We start from the raw sequence: 21760 nt of genomic DNA, 5'->3' as shown, positions 1-21760 counted from the left end.
AAAATGGCCGATCCCTATTCCACCCTGGGCGTTGCGAAGACTGCAAGCGAAGCGGAAATCAAGTCCGCCTATCGCAAGCTCGCCAAGGAATTGCATCCCGACAAGAACAAGGACAATCCCAAGGCGTCGGAGAAATTCTCCGACGTGACCAAGGCGTATGACCTCCTGTCCGACAAGACCAAGCGCGCGCAATATGACCGCGGCGAGATCGACGGCGACGGCAATCCCGCCATGCCCTTCGGCTATGGCGGGGGAGGCGGCGGTTTTCGCGGCGATCCTCGAACGCAGGGTGGTTTCGGCAACGACGGCGCCGACTTCGGCGACATTTTCGAAGGGCTGTTCGGTGGCCGCGGCGGCGGCGGGCCGTTCGGCGGGTTCGGCGGACGCAGCGCGCCGCCGCAAAAGGGCGCCAATGTCGCCTATCGCCTGTCGGTCTCGTTCATCGACGCCGCGACGCAGGCGCCGCAGCGCATCACGCTGGCGGATGGGGGCACGATCGACCTGAAACTCCCCGCCGGGGTCGAGACGGGAACGCAGATGCGCCTCGCTGGCAAGGGGCAGGCGGGTCCGGGCGGCACCGGCGACGGCATCGTCACGATCACGGTCAAGGACCATCCCTTCTACGAGCGCGAGGGCGCCAACATCCGCCTCGACCTGCCCGTCACGCTGAACGAGGCGGTCAAGGGGGCGAAGATCAAGGTACCGACCGTCGACGGCCCGGTGATGCTGTCGATCCCCGCAGGTTCCTCGTCGGGCAAGGTGATGCGCCTGAAAGGAAAGGGCTTCAGCCAGAAAAGCGGCGGGCGCGGCGACCAGCTCGTGCGGCTGATGGTCGATCTGCCCGCCGACGACGAGGCGCTGATCAAGCTGCTCAGCGAATGGACCGATCCGCGCAACGTGCGGGCGGAACTCGGCGTGTGATGCGTGGCTGATACCCACGATAAAAAGATCGCCGCCGCGCTCGAGCGCGAGGTCGCCGACGAGGTCGGCAAGGAATTCCTGGCCGAGGGTCATTCGCCGCATTCGCCCGAAGCACGCGCCGAACGCGCCAAGCGCGTTCATTTGCGCGCGCGCGCCGAGGGACTTATCGAGCGCGGGCGCGAACAGCTCGGCCCCGGCACGCGCGCCTATCATGTCGTTCGCCGCGTCATCGTCGGCACCTATACCGACGGCTTTATCCACGCGGGCAATCTCGCCTATCTCGCGCTGATCGCGCTCTTCCCCTTCTTCATCCTGCTCGCCGCCGCGCTGTCGATCTTCGGCGGCAGCGCCGGCGGCGAACGCGCGGTCGAGGCGGTGTTCTCGACCATGCCGCCGACCGTCGCGAAGGCGCTGTCGGGTCCGATCCGCGAGGTGATGACCGCGCGCACCGGCATCTTCCTGTGGCTCGGCGCGCTCGTCGCACTGTGGACGGTGGGCAGCTTGATCGAAACCGTTCGCGACATCCTGCGCCGCGCCTATGGCACGCATTTTTCGAAGGGCTTTTTCCATTACCGGCTGCTGTCGATCGGCATCATCACCGGCGCGGTCGTGCTGATGCTGCTGTCGTTCAGCATGCAGGTGCTGATCGTCGGCATCGAACAATTCGTCACCCGCTTCCTGCCCGAACAATATCAGGCGTGGGGGGTGGTGCTGATCTCGCGCGGGGTGTCGGGCGCGGGGCTGTTCCTCGCCATCTACATGCTCTTTTACAGCCTCACCCCCTCCAAATACCGGCGGCTCAAAAAATGCCCGAAATGGCCGGGCGCGCTGTTCACGACTTCGTGGTGGATCGGCGTCACTCTCGCGCTGCCGCCGCTGCTCGCCAGCCTGCTCAGCTATGACGCAACCTATGGCAGTCTTGCGGGTGTGATGGTCGCGCTTTTCTTTTTCTACCTCGTCGGATTGGGTATGGTGATGGGCGCCGAACTCAATGCCGCGCTCGTCGAGGTTGAGGATTTGGGCCACGACGCTATTGGGCGCGTCGACGACGTGACTGCCGGAGAAAATATATGACGGGTCTTATGCAGGGCAAGCGCGGGCTGATTATGGGCCTCGCCAACGATAAATCGCTTGCCTGGGGCATTGCGAAGGCGCTGCACGGCGCGGGCGCCGAGCTCGCGATTTCGTATCAGGGCGATGTGATGCTCAAGCGCGTGAAGCCGCTCGCCGACGAGCTTGGCTGCGATTTCCTGATCGATTGCGACGTCGCCGACATGGACAATCTGGATGCGGCTTTTGCGACGCTTGGCGCGCGCTGGCCGACGATCGACTTCGTGGTCCACGCGATCGGCTATACCAACAAGGAGGCGCTGCGCGGCCATTATGCCGATGTGACGCTCGACGACTTCCTGATGACGATGAACATCAGCGTCTACAGCTTCACCGCGGTCGCCAGGCGCGCGGCGGCGATGATGACGCCCTTCGACCCCGAAACGGGCGGGGGCGGCGGTTCGCTGCTGACCTTGAGCTATTATGGCGCCGAAAAGGTCATTCCGCATTACAACGTCATGGGCGTCGCCAAATCGGCGCTCGAAACCAGCGTCAAATATCTCGCCAACGATTACGGCCCGCAGGGGGTGCGTGTGAACGCGATCTCGGCGGGCCCGATCAAGACGCTGGCGGCATCGGGAATCGGAGATTTCCGCCTGATCCTCAAGTGGAACGAGCATAATGCCCCGCTGCGCCGCAACGTCACGATCGACGATGTGGGCGGTTCGGCGCTCTATCTTTTGAGCGACCTCGCGAGCGGGGTGACGGGCGAAACGCATCACGTCGACGCGGGTTACCACACCGTCGGCATGAAACAGGAAGACGCCCCGGACATCGCGCTGGTGTGATGGTCGATCTGGCCATCGATCATGTCCAGATCGCCATTCCCGTCGGCGGCGAAGATGCGGCGCGGGGCTTTTATGGCGAGTTGCTCGGTCTGACCGAGCTGCCCAAGCCGCCGGAGATGGCGGGGCGCGGGGGCTGCTGGTTCCAACTCGGCGCGCAGCAATTGCACGTCGGGGTCGACGCCGATTTTCGCGCCGCAAAGAAAGCCCATGTTGCGCTGGCGACCGACGAGTTAGCAGCACTGCGACACCGTATCGAAGCCGCCGGTAATGCCACCAAAGATGACAGTCCGGTTGATGGGCGCTATCGTTTTTTTGCCGAAGACCCTTTCGGCAACCGGATCGAATTTATGGACAGGGTGGCGCGGGGCATATGAGTTTCAACAGCTTCGGACGCATCCTTCGCTTCACGACCTGGGGCGAAAGCCACGGCCCCGCGCTCGGTGCGGTCATCGATGGCTGTCCGCCGCGGCTGTCGCTCTCCGAAGCCGATATTCAGCCTTTTCTCGACAAACGCCGTCCCGGCCAGTCGCGCCACACGACGCAGCGACAAGAGCCCGACCAGGTGCGCATTCTCTCGGGCATCTTCGAGGGCAAGACGACGGGCACGCCGATCAGCCTGATGATCGAGAATGTCGACCAGCGGTCGAAGGATTATGGCGAGATCGCGCAGGCCTATCGCCCTGGCCACGCCGATTATGCCTATGACGCCAAATATGGCATCCGCGACTATCGCGGCGGCGGCCGGTCGAGCGCGCGCGAGACCGCGGCGCGCGTCGCGGCGGGCGGGGTCGCGCGGCTCGTGATCCCCGAGGTGCAGATTCACGCCTGGGTCGCCGAAATCGGCGGCGATGCGATCGACCCTGCGAACTTCGACCTTGAAGAGATTGATCGCAATCCTTTTTTCTGTCCCGACCCCGCCGCGGCACAGCGCTGGGAAGGGCTGATGGACGCCGCGCGCAAGGCGGGGAGCTCGCTGGGCGCGGTCATCGAATGCGCCGCGAGCGGGGTTCCCGCCGGCTGGGGGGCACCCATCTATGCCAAGCTCGACAGCGACCTTGCCGCCGCGATGATGGGCATCAACGCGGTCAAGGGCGTCGAGATCGGCGCGGGCTTCCACGCGGCGCGCCTGCGCGGCGAGGAAAATGCCGATCCGATGCGCCCGGCGACCGACGGCAGCAACCGTCCCGATTTCCTGTCGAACAACGCCGGCGGCATCGCGGGCGGCATCTCGACCGGCCAGCCCGTCGTCGTGCGTGTCGCGTTCAAGCCGACGAGCTCGATCCTGACTCCCGTCCCGACGGTCAACAAGGCGGGCGAGGCGACCGACATCGTCACCAAGGGCCGCCACGATCCGTGCGTGGGCATTCGCGGCGCGCCGGTGGTCGAGGCGATGATGGCGCTCGTCCTCGCCGATCATAAATTGCTTCACCGCGCGCAATGCGGCTGACATGATCGACGCGCTGCGGGCCTTCATCGAAGCGCACCAGGCCGCCCTGTCGCTGATCATTCTCGCCGCGATGTTCGTCGGCTTCCTGATGGAGCGGCTGCCCGCGACCGTCATCGCGATCCTCGGCGCCTGCACCTATCTCGCGCTCGGTATCCTCGACGCCGACGGCCTCTATTCGGTCTTTTCCAACTCGGCGCCGATCGTCATCGGCGCGATGTTCGTGCTGTCGGGCGCGCTCATCCGCACCGGCGTGATCCAGCGCGTCGCCGACGCGATCATGAAGCGCGCGGAAAAGCACCCGCGGCTCGCCATCGTCGAAGTTTTGGTCGGCGCGCTCGTCGCCTCGGCGTTCCTCAACAACACGCCGGTCGTCGTCGTGCTGATCCCGATCATGTTGAAGCTTTCCGAGGTGACGGGGGTCAGCGCGAAAAAGCTGCTGATGCCGCTGTCGATCGCCGCGGTGCTCGGCGGCACGCTGACCTTGATCGGAACCTCGACCAACCTCGTCGTCGATGGCATCGTGCGTCAGGCGGGGATGGAGCGTTTCGGCATTTTCGAAATCACCCCCATCGGCCTCGTCACCGCCGCGTCGGGGATGATCGGCCTTGCGCTGATGTGGTGGCTCCTGCCGTCGGACAAGTCCATGACAGGGCCTGCGGGGACGCACGACGCGCACCAATATCTGACCGAACTGGTGCTGGACGAGGATGACGATCTGGTCGGTATGACGGTCGAGGCGTTCCGCGACCTGCCGCGTTCTGGCCGCATCGTCGGCGTGCGCCGCGGCTCGGCCGTCGTGCGCGGCGGCGACCTTGAACATTGGACGCTCGCGGCGGGCGACCGGCTGATCGTCCGCGTCGACGGGGCAACGTTGATGACCTGGCGCGAGCAGGGCCGGTTTCGGCTCGGCATCGGTTCCGGCGAGCCGGCCGAGGGCGACATGGTCGTCGAAACGATGATCGCGTCGAACCATCCGGCGATCGGCCAGCGGCTGGCCGACATACCCTTTCTGCAGAAAGTCCGTGCGCGCGTCATCGGCCTCGATCGTCCGGCGCACGAGCCCGGCCCCGATCTTGCGAGCATCCGCATCCGTCCCGCCGATCGCCTGCTCGTCGCCGGTGGGCCGCGCGAGGTCGAGGCACTGCGCGACAATCCGCACCTGATCGGTGCCGACCTCGCCAAGGTCCGCGCATTCCGGCGCGGCAAGGCGTGGATCGCGATCCTGTGCATGATCGCGGTCGTCGCGCTCGCAGCATTCGATATCCTGTCGATCGGCGTCGCCGCGATCATCGCGATCGGCGTGATCCTCGTGACGCGCTGCATCGACAGCGAAGAGGCGTGGGGCACGATCGACGGCGACGTGCTGATCCTGATCTTCGCGATGCTCGCGGTCGGGCTCGCGCTCGAACAGAGCGGCGCGGTCGCGATGATGGTCGGCTGGGTCGAACCCTTGCTGGTCGGGCAGCCGATGTGGGTGCTCATCTTTGGCATCTACTTCTTCGCGCTCATCCTCTCCGAACTGCTCAGCAACAATGCGGTCGCGGCGCTGATGACGCCGGTGACGCTGGCGATCGCCGCGCAGCTGGGGGTCGATCCGCGGCCGCTGGTGATCGCGCTGATGATCGGCGCTTCGGCCTGTTTCGCGACCCCGATCGGCTATCAGACCAACACGATCGTTTATGCCGCGGGCGATTATCGCTTCGTCGATTTCGTAAAGATCGGGGTGCCGCTCAACATCATCACCGGGGTTTCGACCTGTTTCGCGATCTCCTTCTTCATAACCTGACGGCATAGCGGGGCGAACCGCCAGCCCCTTGACGCTGCGGCCCGCGGCGGGTCAAAGGGGCGAAGAATCCGGCCGGTCACGGCGCGCCAATAATGAATTTCGGGGGACGGCCGCATGGACCGCAAGCTTACATTGTATATTCTCGCGGGCATGGTGCTCGGGATTGTGGTGGGATACGCGGTCCGCGTCACGGTGCCCGCCGACAGCCAGGCGTTCGAATATTGGCTGCGCAGCTTCGGCACGCTCGCCACCATCTTCCTCAACCTCATCAAGATGCTGGTCGCGCCGCTGATCCTGGGCACGCTCGTCGCGGGCATCGCGCATATGGGCGACAGCTCGGCGCTCGGCCGCATCGGCACGCGCGCGATCGCCTGGTTCATCATCGCCAGCCTGATCTCGATCACTCTCGGCCTCGTCATGGTCAACCTGCTCCAGCCGGGCGTCGGGATCGACATGGCCGTCTCCGCCCAGTCGGTGGGTGAGGTCAAGAAGCTCGATATGTTCGAGTTCATTGAACATATTTTCCCGAAGAACGTCATCGCGGCGATGGCGGAGAATAATGTTCTCCAGATCCTCGTCTTCGCGCTCTTCGCCGGCGTCGGACTGACCGCGCTCGGCGAAAAGGGCCGGCCGCTGGTGCGCGGTGCCGAAGCTCTCGCCGAACTGATGCTGCAGATCACCGGCTATGTCATGCGTCTCGCGCCGCTTGCGGTGTTCGGTGCGCTGGCCAAGGTGGTCGCGCAAAATGGTCTCGGCATTCTTGCCACCTATGCCGAACTGCTGGTCGAATTCTATATCGCGCTCGTCCTGCTGTGGGTCTTGCTGCTCGCCGCTGGTGCGATCTTCCTGCGCCGGCGCATCTTCCAGCTGATCCGTTACATCCGCGAACCGCTGCTGATCGCTTTTTCGACCGCCTCGTCCGAAGCCGCGATGCCGAAGCTCTTCGAACAGCTCGACCGTTTCGGCGTGCCGCGCCGCATTTCAGGTTTCGTCCTGCCGCTCGGCTACAGCTTCAACCTCGATGGCTCGATGATGTACGCGAGCTTCGCGACGATCTTCATCGCGCAGGCCTATGGCATCGAACTGTCGATCGGCACGCAGATCCTGATCCTCCTGACTTTGATGGTGTCGTCGAAGGGAATCGCCGCGGTGCCGCGCGCCAGCCTCGTCGTCATCACCGCGACGCTCGCGATGTTCGACCTGCCGGTCGAGGGCGTCGCACTCGTCTTCGCGATCGACCATTTTCTCGACATGGGCCGCACCGCGACCAACGTCGTCGGCAATGCGGTGGCGACCAGCGTCATCACCAAATGGGAAGGCATGCTCGAAGTGCCCGAACCCGCCGACACCGAACGCCCGCACGCACCGGCGCATACACCGCATCATGGAACCCGCGGGCTCGATCTTCGTGATAGTGATGCGGCGGGGGACAATAAGCCGGCGGCCGATACCGCGTAACGCACGGGGCTGCCGGCCGCCTGATGGGGGCGAGCAAGGAGCTGAGACATGGCCGAAGCGGTCGCAATCGACGAGGCCGGACGCGACGAAGCGCGCGCGCGGCGGCTGCGCTGGCGAATGCTCATCGGCTTCCTCGCCGGTCTCGTCATCGGGCTTGCCGTTCACTATGGCGCGCCGGGCGCGGCGTGGGTCGAAACGGTCACCACCTATGTAACGGGGCCGCTGGGGCAGATTTTCCTGCGCCTGCTCTTCATGCTCGTCATCCCGCTGCTTGTCTCGGCGCTGATCGTCGGGGTCGCCGAGATGGGGGAGATGCGCGCGCTGAAATCGGTCGGGCTGCGCACGCTCGTCTATACGATCGCCGTGTCGACGATTTCGGTCGTCATCAGCCTTCTCGTCGTCAACCTGATCCAGCCGGGCGCCGGGGTCGATCCCGCGCTGGCGCGCTCGCTGATGGCCGAAGGCGCCGCGGGGGCGCAGGCGATCGCCGATCGCGCGGGGGAATCGAAATCGGGAATGGACGCGGTCGTGGCGATCGTCCCCGATAATATCTTCGCCGCGATGGGCGCGAACGACGTGCTCGCGGTGATGTTCTTCGCGCTCTTCTTCGGCATCGGGCTGATGCTGGTCAGCACCCCGCGCACCGAAACCCTGAAGACCGCGATCGAAGGGATTTTCGAGGTGGTGATGAAGCTGATCGGCCTCGTCATCCAGCTCGCGCCGATCGCCGTCTTCTGCTTCATGTTCAACCTCGCCGCGCAGTTCGGCTGGGACCTGATCATCCGCCTGTCGGCGTTCGTCGGGGTCGTGCTGCTCGCGCTCGCGCTCCAGATGTTCGTCGTCTTCCCGCTACTGCTCAAAACGCTCGCGCGAAAATCGCCCGTCGCTTTTTTCCGCGAGACGCAGGAGGCCTTCGTCATGGCCTTCGCGACCGCCTCGTCGAACGCGACGCTCCCGACCGCGCTGCGCGTCGCGCACGACCGTCTGCGCCTGCCCGACAAGGTCGCGCGCTTCGTGCTGACCATCGGGGCGACGGCGAACCAGAACGGCACCGCGATGTTCGAGGGGGTGACCGTGATCTTCCTCGCGCAATTCTTCGGCATCGACCTGACGCTTCAGCAACAGATCGTCGTGATGCTCGTCTGTATCCTCGGCGGGATCGGGACAGCGGGGGTGCCCGCGGGGTCGCTGCCTGTGATCGCGCTGATTCTCGCCTCGGTCGGCGTGCCGCCTGAAGGGATCGGGCTGATCCTCGGCGTCGACCGTTTCCTCGACATGTGCCGCACGACGCTCAACGTGATCGGCGATCTCGTCGCGGCGACGGTGGTGTCGGCGGGGGTGAAGGACGGGACGCCGGCAAGGGCCGCACCGCCAAACTGACCCTCACTTGGGGCGGGTCTTGTTCGCCCGGTCGGTGTGCCCGCGGCCGGACGGCCCAACGGCGCGCGGCGCGGGTGCGCTGCGCACCGCCGGCGCCGGACGTGGGCCGCGGTCGGGCCGCGCCGACGGAGCGGGGCGCCCGGGTGAGGAGGTGTCGCGCCCCGGACGCGGACGACCCGCGCCGGGACCGCGGTCGGGGCGTCCAGGATTGCCCGCTACCGGCGGCCTGTCCGGACGCCCCGGCCGCGTGCCGCGCGGGCCATCGTTGTCGCGGTCGCCGCGGTTCCAGCCCCCTGGGCGGCCCGGACGGCCATCGCCCGGTCGCCCGTCGCGGTCGCCGTGATTCCAGCCGGGGCGACCCGGATTGCCCGTTGCCGGGGGCTTGCCCGGCCGGCCCGGCCGGGTACCGCGCGGACCGTCATCGTCGCGATCGCCGCGATGCCAGCCACCGGGACGGCCTGGCTTCCAGTCCTTGCGCCCGCCATGATGTTTCCACCAGGCGCGGCGTCCGCCCCAATAGTTGAGGTAGCGATCACGCAGCGGATAGCGGTTGCGGTAATTGTCGAACATCCACATGCCATAGCCGGGATAATAATAATCGTCGTACCAGCCGCCGCCAAAGCCGATGTTGACGAAACCGCTGCCATAATCCGACGCGTCGTAACAGTCGTAGCCATAGCCGTCGTCATAGGCATAGCCGTCATAGTCGTAATAGGCGTCGCCATAGCGCGCGGCGCAATCGCCGCCCGACGCATAGCTCGCGCCATAGACGTCGCCATAATAGCAGCCGCCGAGCGTCGTCGCGGCGAGCGCGCCGAGCGCGATGGAAAGGGGACGCTTCAAACTCTTCGCCATGGGCTTTGTCCTTTGGGGTCCAACGGTTGCGACCCGTCATTCGATCAGCAAATTGCGCGAGTCGAGTTGAATTTGCGGTGAATGGTGTTCCGCGACCGGAAAGGGCTTACTTGCATCAATGTCAGTAGTTGGTTACGCCTAGTGCCCGAACATATTGGACGAGGATCGACCGATGAACGCGCCGACGAATATCCAGCCTGCCCACAGCCAGTGGTCCGAAAAGCGTTTCGGGCCGGAAACACGGCACTGGCTGCCGCGCAATCCCGATCAGGCGCTCGATCATATTCCGGGCGAGGATGGCATGCCCATCATCGGCAACACGCTCGAACAGCTTGGCGATTATCGCGGCTTCACCGACCGCATGGTTGCCAAATATGGCCGCGTCTATCGCAACAACAGCTTCGGCGGGCGCAGCGTCGCGCTCCACGGGCCGGAGGCGAACGAGTTGATCATGTTCGACCGCGAAAAGATCTTCTCGTCCGAACAGGGCTGGGGGCCGGTGCTCAACCTGCTCTTCCCGCGCGGGCTGATGCTGATGGATTTCGAAAAGCACCGCGCCGATCGCAAAGTGCTGTCGGTCGCGTTCAAGCCCGAACCGATGCGCCACTATGCCGATTCGCTGAACGAGGGGATCAAGGGCCGCATCGGCCAGTGGAGCGGCAAGACCTTCAAATTCTATCCCGCGATCAAGGAACTGACGCTCGATCTCGCCGCGACCAGCTTCCTCGGCATCCCGTGGGGGCCCGAAGCCGACAAGGTCAACAAGGCGTTCGTCGACATGGTGCAGGCGTCGATCGGCGTCGTGCGCGTGCCCTTGCCCTTCACCGCGATGGGCCGCGGCGCCAAAGGACGCGCCTATCTGGTCGACTATTTCGGCGAGATGGTGCCCGAACGGCGCGAAGGCAGCGGTGAGGACATGTTCAGCCAGATCTGCCGCACGCGCGACGACAACGGCGATTATATGAGCGTCGAGGCGATCGTCGACCATATGAACTTCCTGATGATGGCGGCGCACGACACGATCACCAGCTCGATCACCACGCTCGTCTGGGAACTCGCGCGCCATCCCGAATGGCAGGACAAGCTGCGCGAGGAGATGCTGAGCGTCGCGCCGGCGGGCGAGGGGGTCGGGCACAATAGCCTCGGCCAGCTCGAAATGACCGAATGGGCGTTCAAGGAAGCATTGCGGCTCGTGCCTCCGGTGCCGAGCTTTCCGCGCCGGGCGCTCAAGGATTTCGAATATGGCGGCTACCGCATCCCCGCCGGCACCTCGGTCGGCGTCAGCCCCGCCTATACGCATATGATGGAGGAGCATTGGCCCGAGCCCGCAAAGTTCGACCCGATGCGCTTTTCGCCCGAAGTCGCGCGCGAGCGGCACAAATATGCCTGGGTGCCCTTCGGCGGCGGCGCGCACATGTGCCTCGGGCTGCACTTCGCTTACATGCAGGCGAAGATATTCTTCCATCATGTCATCACGACGCACCGGATCGTCGTGGCGGAAGGCTATGCGCCCGAATGGCAGGTGCTGCCGATCCCGCGGCCGAAGGACGGGCTGACGGTGAGCTTCGTGCCGCTGTAGCTGGATGGAGTGTTGGCTTTGGGGTGGTTAGCGGACCCTGCAGAGTTTACCATCTTGTTACTTGTATCTGCCATCACCGAACCATGATTGGCACGCAGGCACCCAAGGGCTTCGGCCTCCTCTTCGTAATTGTGGGCATCCCACTGATCCTCTGGAACGCGTCAGGCACTAACAGTGAGCTTGAGGCGCTAGACGCTTCGGGTAGCACTGAAAGCGCACGCATCGAGGCATGCGAAGCGAAGGCGGTTAAGCTTGAACCCAACTCGTCGGCGCGCCGCCAACTGTGCGGCTGCATTGTCAAGAAAGCTTCTGAGCGCGGGGCCTTCAAGGATTATGGTGCTTACGATGAGGGTTTACTTGAACCTATAGTCGGCGAGTGCATGCGCGGAGGCTGATGTCCGCAATCGGTCGCTAGCTGCGCTTTGGCCGTCCCGGTGAGACAGGCCGCCCAATCATCACCCCCGAATAAACAGGTTCCGGATCCACGGCGACCGACCGCGCGTTGCCTCGCGCCAGTCGCCATCGTCGCCGGCATCGGGCGTGGCACGGCTGGGATCGAGCAGCTTGGCTCGCGTGCCGCGAAAGGCCGACGCGCGATAGGTGACCAGCGTCAGCCCATGTTCGAGCGCGGTTGCGGCGAGCAGCGCATCGCGATCGTGATCGAGCGCCAACGCCGCCCGGCGACGCACAACCGCGAGATCGACCGGCAGCACGCGCCCCTCGAACGCTGGCAGCACTTGCCCGTCGATCCAGTCGCGCCACGCCGCGCCCGCCGCCTTGCCCTGCTTCGCGGCCCGCGCGGCGGCATTCTCCAGCTCGACGAGCGACAGCGCCGACAGGAACATCGACTGCCGCGACGTCCGCTGTGCCCATCCGGCGAGCGCGGCGCCATCGCCATCGGCCCGGGCGTGGCGCAGATCGAACAGGATCTCGGCGTCGAGCAGAAACATCAGCCGCGCCCGTCCAGTGCCTTGCGCAGAAGCGAAGGGGCGAGCGCGGCCTCGCCGGGCGGCGCGGCGAGCAGCTGAGCCATATTCTCGCGCTCGCCGCTCAGCTGCCGCCATGCGTCGATGCTGATCAGGACGTGGGTGGGGCGCCCGCGGTCGGTGACGAACACCGGCTCGACCAGCGCGAATCGCTTGGCGCGGCTGACGTCCTGATTGAGTTCGCGGCTCGTGACGCGCTTCATCATCCCCCTCCTCGCGTGCAAAATCATGGCATATTGTGATCGTTCACATGTAGGTATGTTACTACACTGTGGCGACCCGGCAACAAAAATGACAACGACCTGGAAAATCGACAGAAGCGGGCGCGCCCAATCGCGTTTCCACCGTTGCGCCGACGAAGCTTTCATGCCTCCTGATGCCGGGAACAGGCGCACAGCGGCTCCATTCAGATCGCGGGCGCTCCGGTGGGAGAGGGAAATTGGTATCAAATATGTTCGATGAGCTGCTCCGCGCGATCGGCGATGTCCTCGGTGCGCACGGGCCCGCGGTCAATTCGGCGGCGAGCTATACGCCGGCCGACTTCAGCATCCATTTTTTCCTCCAGATCGCGGTGATCCTGCTCGTCTGCCGCGCCGTCGGCTGGGCCGCGAAGAAATTCCTCGGCCAGCCGCAGGTCGTCGGCGAAATGATCGCCGGCGTGCTTATCGGGCCCTCGCTCTTCGGCCTCTTCTTCCCCGAATTTCAGGCGGCGCTTTTCCCGAAGGAAACGCGCAGCATCCTCTATGTCTGCGCCCAGGTCGGTGTGGGCCTGTACATGTTTCTCGTCGGCACCACGCTCCGCCTCGATCATTTCCAGTCGAAGGCGAAGAGCGCGATGGGCGTATCGGCGGCGGGCATTATCGCGCCCTTCCTGTTCGCCGCGCTGATCACGCCTTTTCTGCTCGACGTTCCCGGCCTCTTCACCGAGGGGCTCAGCCAGGGCAGCGCGACCTTGTTCATGGGCGCGTGCATCGCGCTCACCGCCTTTCCGATGCTCGCACGCATCATCAACGAGCGCGGCTTGGCGGACACCGCGCTGGGCACGCTGACGTTGACCGCGGGCGCATTCGACGATGCCGCATCGTGGTGCGTGCTGGCGATCGTGCTCGCGACCTTCGGCGGCGGCCCCGGCGTCGCGCTGATCGCGATCGTCGGCGGGCTCGGCTTCGCTCTGTTCATGTTCTTCATCGGGCGCCGGCTGCTGCTGCCGCTCGGCCGCATCGTCGAGGAGCGCGGCGAAATGAGCGACACGATGCTGTCGATCATACTGATACTCTTCGCGCTCTGCGCCTTCGTCATGGACGCGGCGGGAATCCACGCGGTGTTCGGCGGCTTCATCCTCGGCGCCTGTATGCCGCGTGGCAAGCTGACCGAGGAAATCAAGCGCAAGATCAGCCCGATCACGATCCTGCTCGTCCCGGTCTTCTTCACTTACTCGGGGCTCAATACCCGGCTCGACACGGTGAACAGCCTGATGCTGCTCGCGCTCGCGCTCGGCATATTGCTCGTCTCGATCGCGGCGAAGTTCGGCGCCTGCTGGCTCGCGGCGCGCCTCGCGGGCGAGGACAACCGGACCGCGATGGGCATCGGCGCGCTGATGAACGCGCGCGGGCTGATGGAGCTGATCATCATCAACATCGGGCTGCAAAAGGGGATCATCGGCCCGACGCTCTTTTCGATGATGGTGCTGATGGCGATCATCACCACGGTGATGGCGGGGCCGTTGTTCGAGATCGTCTATGGCCGCAAGGCGCGCGAGACGGGCGAACTCGGCCAGCTCGGCATCGACGGGCCCGAGGCGCCGCGGGGCGACGGCCAGCTGGCGGCGAAACCCGCCTGACAAGCTCCCCGCGCTGTAACTATGCCCCAATCGTCATCCCGGCGCAGGCCGGGATCTCGCCTCCGCATCCTGACGCACCGTGGAGATCCCGGCCTACGCCGGGATGACGAACGGGGTGTCAGGCGTAAGCGCCACCCGCGTTGATCTGGTCGATCATCGCGCGGTGCGCGGGCAGTTCGCTCGCCGCGCGGTCGCCAAAACTCCTGATCCGGGCAAAGATGCGTTCGGCCTCGGCCACGTCGGGGAAATCCTCGCGCACCGGCGACAGGTCGGTGTGAAACCCCATGCCATAGAGGATATATTGGTAGTTGAAGGGCGCGAAGCTTTCGAGGTCGAGGATGAAATCGAAGCGGCTCGGCGGGCGATAGCGCCATTCCTCCAGCAATTGCTTCAGCCGGTCGGGGATCGACGCCGGATCGCCATTGTCGCGCCAAAAACCTTCGCCGCGCCGGCTCAGGCAATAATGCAGCTTCAGGAAGTTGATGATATTGTCGTAGCGCGCCGCCATCAGCTCGTTGAACCGCCGCGCCGGCGCGCCGACCGGGCCGTTCAGCGGGAACATCTCGGCGATCATCGCCGCCGCGGTCTCGATCATCACGAGCCCCGTCGATTCGAGCGGTTCGAGGAAGCCCCCCGACAGCCCGACCGCGACGCAATTCTTCACCCATGACGCGGGGCGATACCCCGCCTCGAACGGGATCGAGCGGACATTGACGTCGTGGCTGCGCCCGCCGGTATAGCCCGCCAATATCTCCGCGGCGCGCGCGTCGCTCAGATGATCGCTCGAATAGACGCAGCCGATGCCGCGCGCGCCGGCGAGGCCGATGTCCCACGTCCACCCCGCCTCGTGCGCCGCGGCGATCGTATAGCTTTCGATCGGCACGTCGGGGCGGTCGTAGGGCAGCTTGCACGCGAGCGCGCGGTCGGTGAACAGCTGGTGCTTGACCCCCCGGAACGGCGATTGCAGCGCGCCGCCGATCAGTTCGGCGCGGAAACCCGAACAGTCGATATAGAGGTCGGCGGTCAGCGTCCCATGCTCGGCGGTGATGACATGATCGATCGCGCCCGTCTCGGCATTCAGTCCGACGCCCGTCAGCGTCCCGCCGAGATGCGCGACCCCCATCGCGCTCGCCTGCGCCGACAGGATTTCGGCGAGCCGCGCGGCGTCGAAATGATAAGCATAGTTCAGCGGCCCCGTGAACTCGCCTTCGCCCGGGCGCTTGGGCGCGCGCTGCGCCTCGGCGACGCGGTTCTGGATCGTCATCGCCTCGGCGAACGGCCGCCGCGTCGCCTCATTCTGAAGCAGCCAATAGGCGACGAGGCTGTGTCCGTCGCCGTGGAATGGCGGCTCGAAAGGATGGAGATAATGGCTCGACCGGCCGGCTTCGGGGGTGTGCACCCAATCGTCGAACCGAATGCCCTGCTTGAAGGTCGCCGACGTCGCGCGCACGAACGCGCTTTCGTCGATGCCGATGAACCGCAGCGTATCGCGGATAGTCGGAAAGGCGCCTTCGCCGACGCCGATGCTGCCGATCTCGTCCGACGCCAGCAGCGTGATCGACAGGCGCGGGTTGCGCGGCAGGTCGAAAAAGCGCGCGAGATAGGCGGCGGTCAGCCAACCCGCGGTGCCGCCGCCGACGATCAGGATCGAACGTTTCGCCATTGGGAACCTATCGAGCCGCAAAATGCTTTCGCCAAGCGGTAATTTGCGGCACCGGTAAGGCGAAACCCATGAAGACTCTCCGCCCCTATCTGATCTGGTTCGCCGTCGCGGTGCTGCTGACGATCGGCGCGATCTTCGCCATGCGGTGGGCGCGCGACCATCCCGAGCATTTCTCCGGCGCGCGCTTCGAACTCGCGCATCCACAGGGATGGGCGACGCATGGCAAGCTGGTTGCACTCGCCGGCGACGATGCCGCCTGTTTTGCCGCCTTCGACCGCGCCGACGCCGGCTATCTGCGGCGGCCGCCGGTCGGCAACGGGATATGCCGCGCGAGCCAGCGCATGATCCTGACGGGCAACAAATTCGTGCCGACGATGCGGCCCGCGGGTGCGGCACCCGGCTGCGCGGTGACCGCGGCGATGGTTCTGTGGGACCGCGATGTCGTCCAGCCGCTCGCGGCGAAACATTTCGGGCAAAAGGTGGTCGAGCTTGAAAATCTCGGCAGCTATAATTGCCGCAAGATCGCGGGGCGCGAAGCGCAGAGCGAGCATTCGACCGCCAATGCGATCGACATCTCGGCCTTCATCCTCGCCGACGGGACGCGCGTCACGCTGATCAATGACTGGGAGCCCGGCGACCGGCGCAGCGAATTCCTCCACGCGGTGCGCGACGAGACGTGCGGCCTGTTCAGCACAGTGCTGTCACCCGACCATAATGCGGCGCACGCCAATCATTTCCACTTCGACATGGCGGCGCGCACGGCGGGCTGGACGGTCTGCCGCTAGCGGCGACCGATACGCGGAATGAGCATGCCGACCCGCCTGCGATAGCCGGCATAGGCCTCCCCGAAGATATCGAGCAGGTCGCGCTCCTCGAGCCGGATCGCGATCAGCATATAGAGCGAAAAGCCGGCCGCGAGCAGCAAATGCCCCACGGTCATCGCGGGCGTCGCCCAAAAGGCGAGGAAGAACCCGGCATAGAGCGGGTGACGGACGAACCGGTAGAAGAGCGGCTGGCGCAGCACCGGCGGCGCGGCCGCCCTCTCGCGCAATGCGAACCATGCCTGCTGCAGCCCGAACAGTTCGAAATGGTTGATCAGGAAGGTGCTGACGAGAACGATCAGCCAGCCGAGCCCGAATAGCGCCCACAGAACCGCCGCGCCGACGGGATTGGTCACCGTCCAGACGGGCGTCGCCCATTCGTGCCAGAACAGCATCAATATGATCAGCACCCCGCTTGCGAACAGCACATAGGTGCTGCGCTCGATCGGCGCGGGGACGATGCGCGTCCACGCCGCCTTGAACCCCGGCCGCGCCATCGCGCTATGCTGGACGCCGAACAGTGCGATCAGCGCGACATCGATCAGCAGGGTGCGCCCGGGCGGCGCGTCGCGTGCGAAATCGACGGTCGGCTGGGCGAAAGGAAAGTTGCCGACGAAGGCGATAAGGTAAAGGAATGTCGCGAAGAATATCGCGTAGCACAGGGCCGCATAGGCCAGATAGAAGGCACGAACCATGGTGCTGCCCCTTCATTTCGAGAGAGCATCATAGCATGTTTTTCGCCGAAAAGCGCGCTTTAGACGGTGAAACTTTCGCCGCAGCCGCACGCGCCCTTGGCGTTCGGGTTCTCGAAGACGAAGCCCGCGGCGAAATCATCCTCGACCCAGTCCATCATGCTGCCGATCAGGTAGAGCACCGACGCGCCGTCGATGTAGAAGACGCCGCCGGGCGTCTCGATCTTCTCGTCGAATTTCTGCTCCTCGGTGACGTAATCGACCGAATAGGCGAGCCCCGAACAGCCGCGGCGCGGGGTCGACAGGCGGACGCCGATCGCACCCTCGGGCGCCTCCGCCATCAGCTTGGCGATGCGGGCTTCGGCATTTGGCGTCAGGGCGACGGCGGCCGGACGCGCGCGGGTTTTCGTTTCGGTCATCACAGCATCCCCAGTTCGAGCCGCGCTTCGTCGCTCATATTCTGCGGCGACCAAGGCGGATCCCAGACGAGATTGACCTCGGCATCGCCGACGCCCGGAACCGCGCCGACGCGCAGTTCAACCTCGGCGGGCATCGATTCCGCGACCGGGCAATGCGGCGTCGTCAGCGTCATCGTGACGAGCGCGTGGCCATCGTTGATCTCGACATTATAGATCAGACCAAGATCATAGATATTTACCGGGATTTCCGGGTCGTAAATATCCTTCAGCGCGTTGATCACGGCTTCATAGAGGTCGCCGCCGACGCTGTGCGGGTCGACCGCAGCGGGCTTGGCGGCCAGAAAGCCTTCCAGATAGTCGCGCTTGCGCTCCAACTTCTCGGGTGCGCTTTCCACGTCCTCGACGCGCGCCTTCGGCGGTGCCTCGACGCTTTCGACTTCCTCGACCTTGATCATGCGGTCCTCGCTCATCCGAAAATCCTCTCGACGCGGGCGAGGCCATCGATCAGCGCCGCCACATCGTCGTCATTGCTGTAAACGCCAAAACTCGCGCGCGCGGTCGCGGCGACACCCAGATGCTCCATCAGCGGCTGTGCGCAATGGTGCCCGGCGCGGATCGCGACCCCGCTTTCATCCAAGATAGTGCCGATGTCGTGCGGATGAACCCCCGCCATCGCAAAACTCACGATTCCGGCGCTGTTTTCGGGGCCAAAGAGCGTGATGCTGTTCTTGCGCGCGAGTTGTTCGCGCACGCTGCCGACCAGCGCGCATTCATGCGCGTGGATCGCATCGATCCCGATCGCTTCGACATAATCGACCGCCGCCGCGAGCCCGATCGCCTCGACGATCGCGGGGGTGCCCGCCTCGAAGCGGGTGGGCGCGGGGGCGTAGGTCGTCTTGGCAAAGGTCACGCGGTCGATCATCGACCCGCCGCCCTGCCACGGCGGCAGCGTATCGAGCTTGTCGCTCCACAGCACGCCGACGCCGGTGGGGCCGTAGAGCTTGTGGCCCGAGAAGACATAATAGTCGCAGCCAAGCGCCGCGACGTCGACGGGGAGCCGCGGCACCGCCTGACAGCCGTCGACCAGCAACTCGGCCCCAACGCGGTGCGCGAGTTCGGCGGCGCGCGCGACGTCGAGCGGGCTGCCGAGGACGTTCGACACATGCGCGAAGGCGACCATATTATGTTCGGGTGTCAGCAATTTCTCGGCGGCATCGAGGTCGATGCAGCCGTCCGCCGTCAGCGGACACACATCGACCTGCCAGCCCGCTAGCTGCCAGGGAACGATATTGCTGTGGTGCTCGAGCACCGACAGCAGCACGCGGCCCTTCTTCGGGTGCGAATAGGCGACAAGGTTGATCGCCTCGGTCGCCCCGCGCACGAACGCGATCTGCTCTTCCTTCGCGCCGATAAAGCCCGCAATCCGCCGCCGCGCGGCCTCATAGGCGAGCGTCATATCGGCCGAGCGCGCATAGACGCCGCGATGCACGGTCGCATAGTTGCGGCCCATCGCGTTCACCGTCGCGTCGATCACCGCCTGCGGCTTCTGTGCGGTCGCGGCGGTGTCGAGATAATGCCAGCCGGGGGTCAGGCCGGGGAACTGACCTCTAATCCCGTTCGTGTCGAGCGAAGTCGAGACACCCCGAAGGCGCGCATTGCCGATGGGCATCTCGACTTCGCTCGATGCGAACGGAGAGGAGGGGTTGGGATTGCTCACACCAACTCTCCCAGCTTCGCCAGCGCGAGCGCCTGCAAAGCTTCCGCATCCTCGGCGCCTTCAAACACCCCGGCGACGAACGCCTGCAACATCAGCTTCTTCGCCTCGCTCGGCGGTAATCCGCGCGATTGCAGATAATAAAGCGCCATCGCATCGAGCTCGCCGATCGCGCAGCCGTGCGCGCACTTCACATCGTCGGCGAAGATTTCGAGTTCGGGCTTGGCGTTGGCGGTCGCGCTGCGGTCGAGCAGCATCGCCTTCACATCCTGCTCGCTGTCGGTCTGCTGCGCATCGCGCGCAACCGCGACCTTGCCGAGATAGGTGCCGGTCGCCGTCCCGCCGAGAACCGATCGCACGACCTGCCGCGATGTCGCGCCGGGTTCGGCGTGGGTGACGGTGGTGACGATCTCGAGATTCTGCTCGCCCCCGCCGATCTGCGCCGCACCGAGGGCGAAGTCGGCGCCTTCGTGCAGCGTGACGTTCAGTTCGATGCGGCCATAGGCGCCGCCGATGTTGAGGATATGCAGCGACGCGGTCGCGCCCTTGCCGACGCTCATGTCGATCTGCCGGATCGCGCCTTCATCCTGAATGATCGCGCGTTTGAAGTCGCCGCCCGCGGGCACGACGATGCTCTCGGGCGCTGGCAAGGGCCAGAGGCGCGTCAGCGCCTCCATATCGCTATAGCGCCAGGCCTCCTCGTGGCGTGTGGGGACGGAAGCCGCGCTCACGGCCTGTCCCCCTCCGCGTCTCCGCGTCTCCGCGTGAACAAAATGAATGATTCACGCGGAGACGCGGAGACGCGGAGAAAGAGAGAGGCGCCTACGGCGCGAAAGCGTGTCACGCCATCACCTCCGCATAGCCATGCGCTTCCAGCTCGCGCGCGAGCTCGGGGCCGCCGGACTTCACGATCCGGCCCGCCGCCAGAACATGGACGAAATCGGGCTGCACATAATCGAGCAGGCGCTGATAGTGGGTAATCAGCAGCACCGCCTTGTCGGGGCGCCGCATGATCGAATTGATCCCGTCGCCGACTGTGCGCAGCGCGTCGATGTCTAGCCCTGAGTCCGTTTCGTCGAGGATCGCGAGCTTGGGGTCGAGGATCCCCATCTGCACCATCTCGTTGCGCTTCTTCTCGCCGCCCGAAAAGCCGACGTTCACCGGACGCTTGAGCATGTCCATGTCCATCTTGAGCAGCCCCGCCTTCTCGCGCGCCACTTTAAGGAAATCGCCGCCCGACAGCGGTTCTTCACCGCGCGCCTTGCGCTGGGCGTTGAGGCTCTCGCGCAGGAACTGGACGTTCGATACGCCGGGGATTTCGACCGGATATTGGAAGCCGAGGAACAGGCCGGCGGCGGCGCGCTCATGCGGATCCATGTCGAGCAGATCCTGTCCGTCGAAGTCGACCGACCCCTCGGTGACTTCATAACCGGGCCGCCCGCCGAGCACATAGGACAAAGTCGACTTGCCCGCGCCATTGGGCCCCATGATCGCATGGATTTCGCCCGCATTGATGGCGAGCGACAGGCCCTTCAGGATCGGCTTGTCGGCGACGTTGGCGTGGAGGTTTTCAATCCGAAGCATTGTTTTCCAATTCAGCGATTAACTCGGAGACCAGAGGCGTGATGCGTTGCCGCAACGTTTGATCTCGCGAGGAAAGTAGATTGATCAGTTCGTTAGCGACTCGAAGACGGCATCGATTGATCGCGGGATCAGAATGCGGGATCGACATGAAATCATCTATGTCCCACTCGCGCATATCGATCTGCTCACGGCCATCAATGGCGCCGAGCAGACGTATCGCGTTCTTGCGAGTTTCAATGCCGTTGGGGAAGGCTGTCACCCGACCGACCCCTCCAGCGAAATCCCCAGCAACTTCTGCGCCTCGACCCTCTCAAGCCCCTCCCCTTCAGGGGAGGGGTTGGGGTGGGGTCTCTCGGCCTGACGCAAGGTGTCGGCTATGAACCGCAACACCCCGTCCATGTTGGACATCACATCATAGTTAGCCACGCGGATGGTTCGATAACCTTGCTCCGCCAATGTTTCATCGCGGACGCGGTCCGCTGCTTCCTCATGCGTATCGCCATCGACTTCGACGATCAGCTTCGACGCAGCACACACAAAATCGGCAATATGCCAGCCAATGACCTGCTGGCGACGGAACTTATGGCCTTCAAGCTGGCCATTCGACAGATGCCGCCACAGCCGCTTTTCGGGCTCGGTCGGGTTGTTTCGCATGCTGCGCGCTCGGCTCTGCAACTCTTCGAGGCTAAAGGCCGATAGACCCCACCCCCGGCCCCT

The 21760-nt window shown here is 64.9% G+C and carries 23 protein-coding genes; 11 read left to right on the top strand and 12 right to left on the bottom strand.

Annotation, left to right across the window (positions count from 1 at the left end; all coding sequences use genetic code 11):
- The first annotated feature begins 3 nt into the window (after positions 1–3).
- From GGR90_RS12440 to GGR90_RS12405, 8 genes are all read left to right on the top strand, one after another.
- Positions 4–921, top strand: a complete 918-nt coding sequence (locus GGR90_RS12440) for a DnaJ C-terminal domain-containing protein (protein ID WP_167921776.1) — start codon at positions 4–6, stop codon at positions 919–921.
- Between the two features lie 3 nt (positions 922–924).
- A complete protein-coding gene (locus tag GGR90_RS12435; protein WP_167921775.1) occupies positions 925–1995 on the top strand; it encodes a YhjD/YihY/BrkB family envelope integrity protein in 1071 nt (356 codons plus the stop codon).
- Positions 1992–2819, top strand: coding sequence for an enoyl-ACP reductase FabI (gene fabI, locus GGR90_RS12430; RefSeq protein ID WP_167921774.1), 828 nt, complete (start codon positions 1992–1994; stop codon positions 2817–2819). The genes GGR90_RS12435 and fabI overlap by 4 nt, the downstream gene beginning before the upstream one ends.
- Positions 2819–3193, top strand: a complete 375-nt coding sequence (locus GGR90_RS12425) for a VOC family protein (protein WP_167922133.1) — start codon at positions 2819–2821, stop codon at positions 3191–3193. The genes fabI and GGR90_RS12425 overlap by 1 nt, the downstream gene beginning before the upstream one ends.
- Positions 3190–4266 (top strand): chorismate synthase, encoded by a 1077-nt coding sequence (gene aroC, locus GGR90_RS12420; RefSeq protein ID WP_167921773.1) that lies wholly within the window; start codon positions 3190–3192, stop codon positions 4264–4266. The genes GGR90_RS12425 and aroC overlap by 4 nt, the downstream gene beginning before the upstream one ends.
- Positions 4267–4270: 4 nt before the next feature.
- Complete coding sequence (locus GGR90_RS12415; protein ID WP_381449597.1) at positions 4271–6052, top strand: SLC13 family permease; 1782 nt, start codon at positions 4271–4273, stop codon at positions 6050–6052.
- Between the two features lie 114 nt (positions 6053–6166).
- A complete protein-coding gene (locus GGR90_RS12410) occupies positions 6167–7510 on the top strand; it encodes a dicarboxylate/amino acid:cation symporter (protein WP_167921771.1) in 1344 nt (447 codons plus the stop codon).
- Positions 7511–7558: 48 nt separating this feature from the next.
- Complete coding sequence (locus tag GGR90_RS12405) at positions 7559–8890, top strand: dicarboxylate/amino acid:cation symporter (protein ID WP_167921770.1); 1332 nt, start codon at positions 7559–7561, stop codon at positions 8888–8890.
- Positions 8891–8893: 3 nt separating this feature from the next.
- Here the strand turns inward: GGR90_RS12405 and GGR90_RS12400 are convergent, their stop codons facing one another.
- Complete coding sequence (locus GGR90_RS12400) at positions 8894–9745, bottom strand: hypothetical protein (RefSeq protein WP_167921769.1); 852 nt, start codon at positions 9743–9745, stop codon at positions 8894–8896.
- 172 nt (positions 9746–9917) lie between these two features.
- On the opposite strand from GGR90_RS12400, the gene GGR90_RS12395 reads away from it, so the two are divergent.
- Positions 9918–11324, top strand: coding sequence for a cytochrome P450 (locus GGR90_RS12395; RefSeq protein WP_167921768.1), 1407 nt, complete (start codon positions 9918–9920; stop codon positions 11322–11324).
- 455 nt (positions 11325–11779) lie between these two features.
- Here GGR90_RS12395 and GGR90_RS12385 read toward each other — a convergent pair whose 3' ends face one another.
- Together GGR90_RS12385 and GGR90_RS12380 are read right to left on the bottom strand one after the other, a co-directional pair.
- Positions 11780–12274: a PIN domain-containing protein gene (locus GGR90_RS12385; RefSeq protein ID WP_167921766.1), complete on the bottom strand. Its 495-nt coding sequence runs from the start codon at positions 12272–12274 to the stop codon at positions 11780–11782.
- Positions 12274–12513, bottom strand: a complete 240-nt coding sequence (locus GGR90_RS12380) for a type II toxin-antitoxin system prevent-host-death family antitoxin (protein ID WP_167921765.1) — start codon at positions 12511–12513, stop codon at positions 12274–12276. Before GGR90_RS12380 ends, GGR90_RS12385 begins: the two co-directional genes overlap by 1 nt.
- 248 nt (positions 12514–12761) lie before the next feature.
- Between GGR90_RS12380 and GGR90_RS12375 the strand changes: the two genes are divergently transcribed.
- Positions 12762–14150, top strand: coding sequence for a cation:proton antiporter (locus tag GGR90_RS12375; RefSeq protein ID WP_167921764.1), 1389 nt, complete (start codon positions 12762–12764; stop codon positions 14148–14150).
- Positions 14151–14268: 118 nt separating this feature from the next.
- Here GGR90_RS12375 and GGR90_RS12370 read toward each other — a convergent pair whose 3' ends face one another.
- Complete coding sequence (locus tag GGR90_RS12370; RefSeq protein WP_167921763.1) at positions 14269–15813, bottom strand: tryptophan halogenase family protein; 1545 nt, start codon at positions 15811–15813, stop codon at positions 14269–14271.
- Positions 15814–15881: 68 nt separating this feature from the next.
- Between GGR90_RS12370 and GGR90_RS12365 the strand changes: the two genes are divergently transcribed.
- Positions 15882–16598, top strand: coding sequence for an extensin-like domain-containing protein (locus GGR90_RS12365; RefSeq protein ID WP_167921762.1), 717 nt, complete (start codon positions 15882–15884; stop codon positions 16596–16598).
- On the opposite strand, the gene mddA is transcribed toward GGR90_RS12365, so the two are convergent.
- The 8 genes from mddA to GGR90_RS12325 form a co-directional block, all read right to left on the bottom strand.
- Positions 16595–17329 (bottom strand): methanethiol S-methyltransferase, encoded by a 735-nt coding sequence (mddA, locus tag GGR90_RS12360; protein WP_167921761.1) that lies wholly within the window; start codon positions 17327–17329, stop codon positions 16595–16597. The genes GGR90_RS12365 and mddA overlap by 4 nt on opposite strands.
- Before the next feature lie 59 nt (positions 17330–17388).
- Positions 17389–17745, bottom strand: coding sequence for a HesB/IscA family protein (locus GGR90_RS12355; RefSeq protein WP_209023735.1), 357 nt, complete (start codon positions 17743–17745; stop codon positions 17389–17391).
- Positions 17745–18215, bottom strand: a complete 471-nt coding sequence (locus tag GGR90_RS12350; protein WP_167921759.1) for an SUF system Fe-S cluster assembly protein — start codon at positions 18213–18215, stop codon at positions 17745–17747. Before GGR90_RS12350 ends, GGR90_RS12355 begins: the two co-directional genes overlap by 1 nt.
- Positions 18212–19414 (bottom strand): aminotransferase class V-fold PLP-dependent enzyme, encoded by a 1203-nt coding sequence (locus GGR90_RS12345; RefSeq protein WP_167922132.1) that lies wholly within the window; start codon positions 19412–19414, stop codon positions 18212–18214. The genes GGR90_RS12350 and GGR90_RS12345 overlap by 4 nt, the downstream gene beginning before the upstream one ends.
- A 44-nt stretch (positions 19415–19458) precedes the next feature.
- Entirely contained in the window at positions 19459–20136 is a 678-nt protein-coding gene (locus GGR90_RS12340) for a SufD family Fe-S cluster assembly protein (RefSeq protein WP_167922131.1), read from the bottom strand.
- A gap of 163 nt (positions 20137–20299) precedes the next feature.
- Positions 20300–21043, bottom strand: a complete 744-nt coding sequence (gene sufC / locus GGR90_RS12335) for a Fe-S cluster assembly ATPase SufC (RefSeq protein WP_167921758.1) — start codon at positions 21041–21043, stop codon at positions 20300–20302.
- The gene (locus GGR90_RS12330; RefSeq protein ID WP_167921757.1) at positions 21030–21302 is read right to left on the bottom strand and encodes a hypothetical protein; all 273 of its coding nucleotides are present in this window, start codon (positions 21300–21302) and stop codon (positions 21030–21032) included. Before GGR90_RS12330 ends, sufC begins: the two co-directional genes overlap by 14 nt.
- On the bottom strand, positions 21299–21718 hold the full coding sequence (locus GGR90_RS12325; RefSeq protein WP_280740874.1) for an endonuclease domain-containing protein: 420 nt from the start codon (positions 21716–21718) through the stop codon (positions 21299–21301). Before GGR90_RS12325 ends, GGR90_RS12330 begins: the two co-directional genes overlap by 4 nt.
- Positions 21719–21760 lie beyond the last annotated feature (42 nt).

Origin of the sequence: Sphingopyxis italica (genome assembly GCF_011926545.1) — a bacterium.
Classification (GTDB): Bacteria; Pseudomonadota; Alphaproteobacteria; order Sphingomonadales; family Sphingomonadaceae; genus Sphingopyxis; species Sphingopyxis italica.
This window is presented reverse-complemented; position numbering and strand designations above follow the sequence as displayed.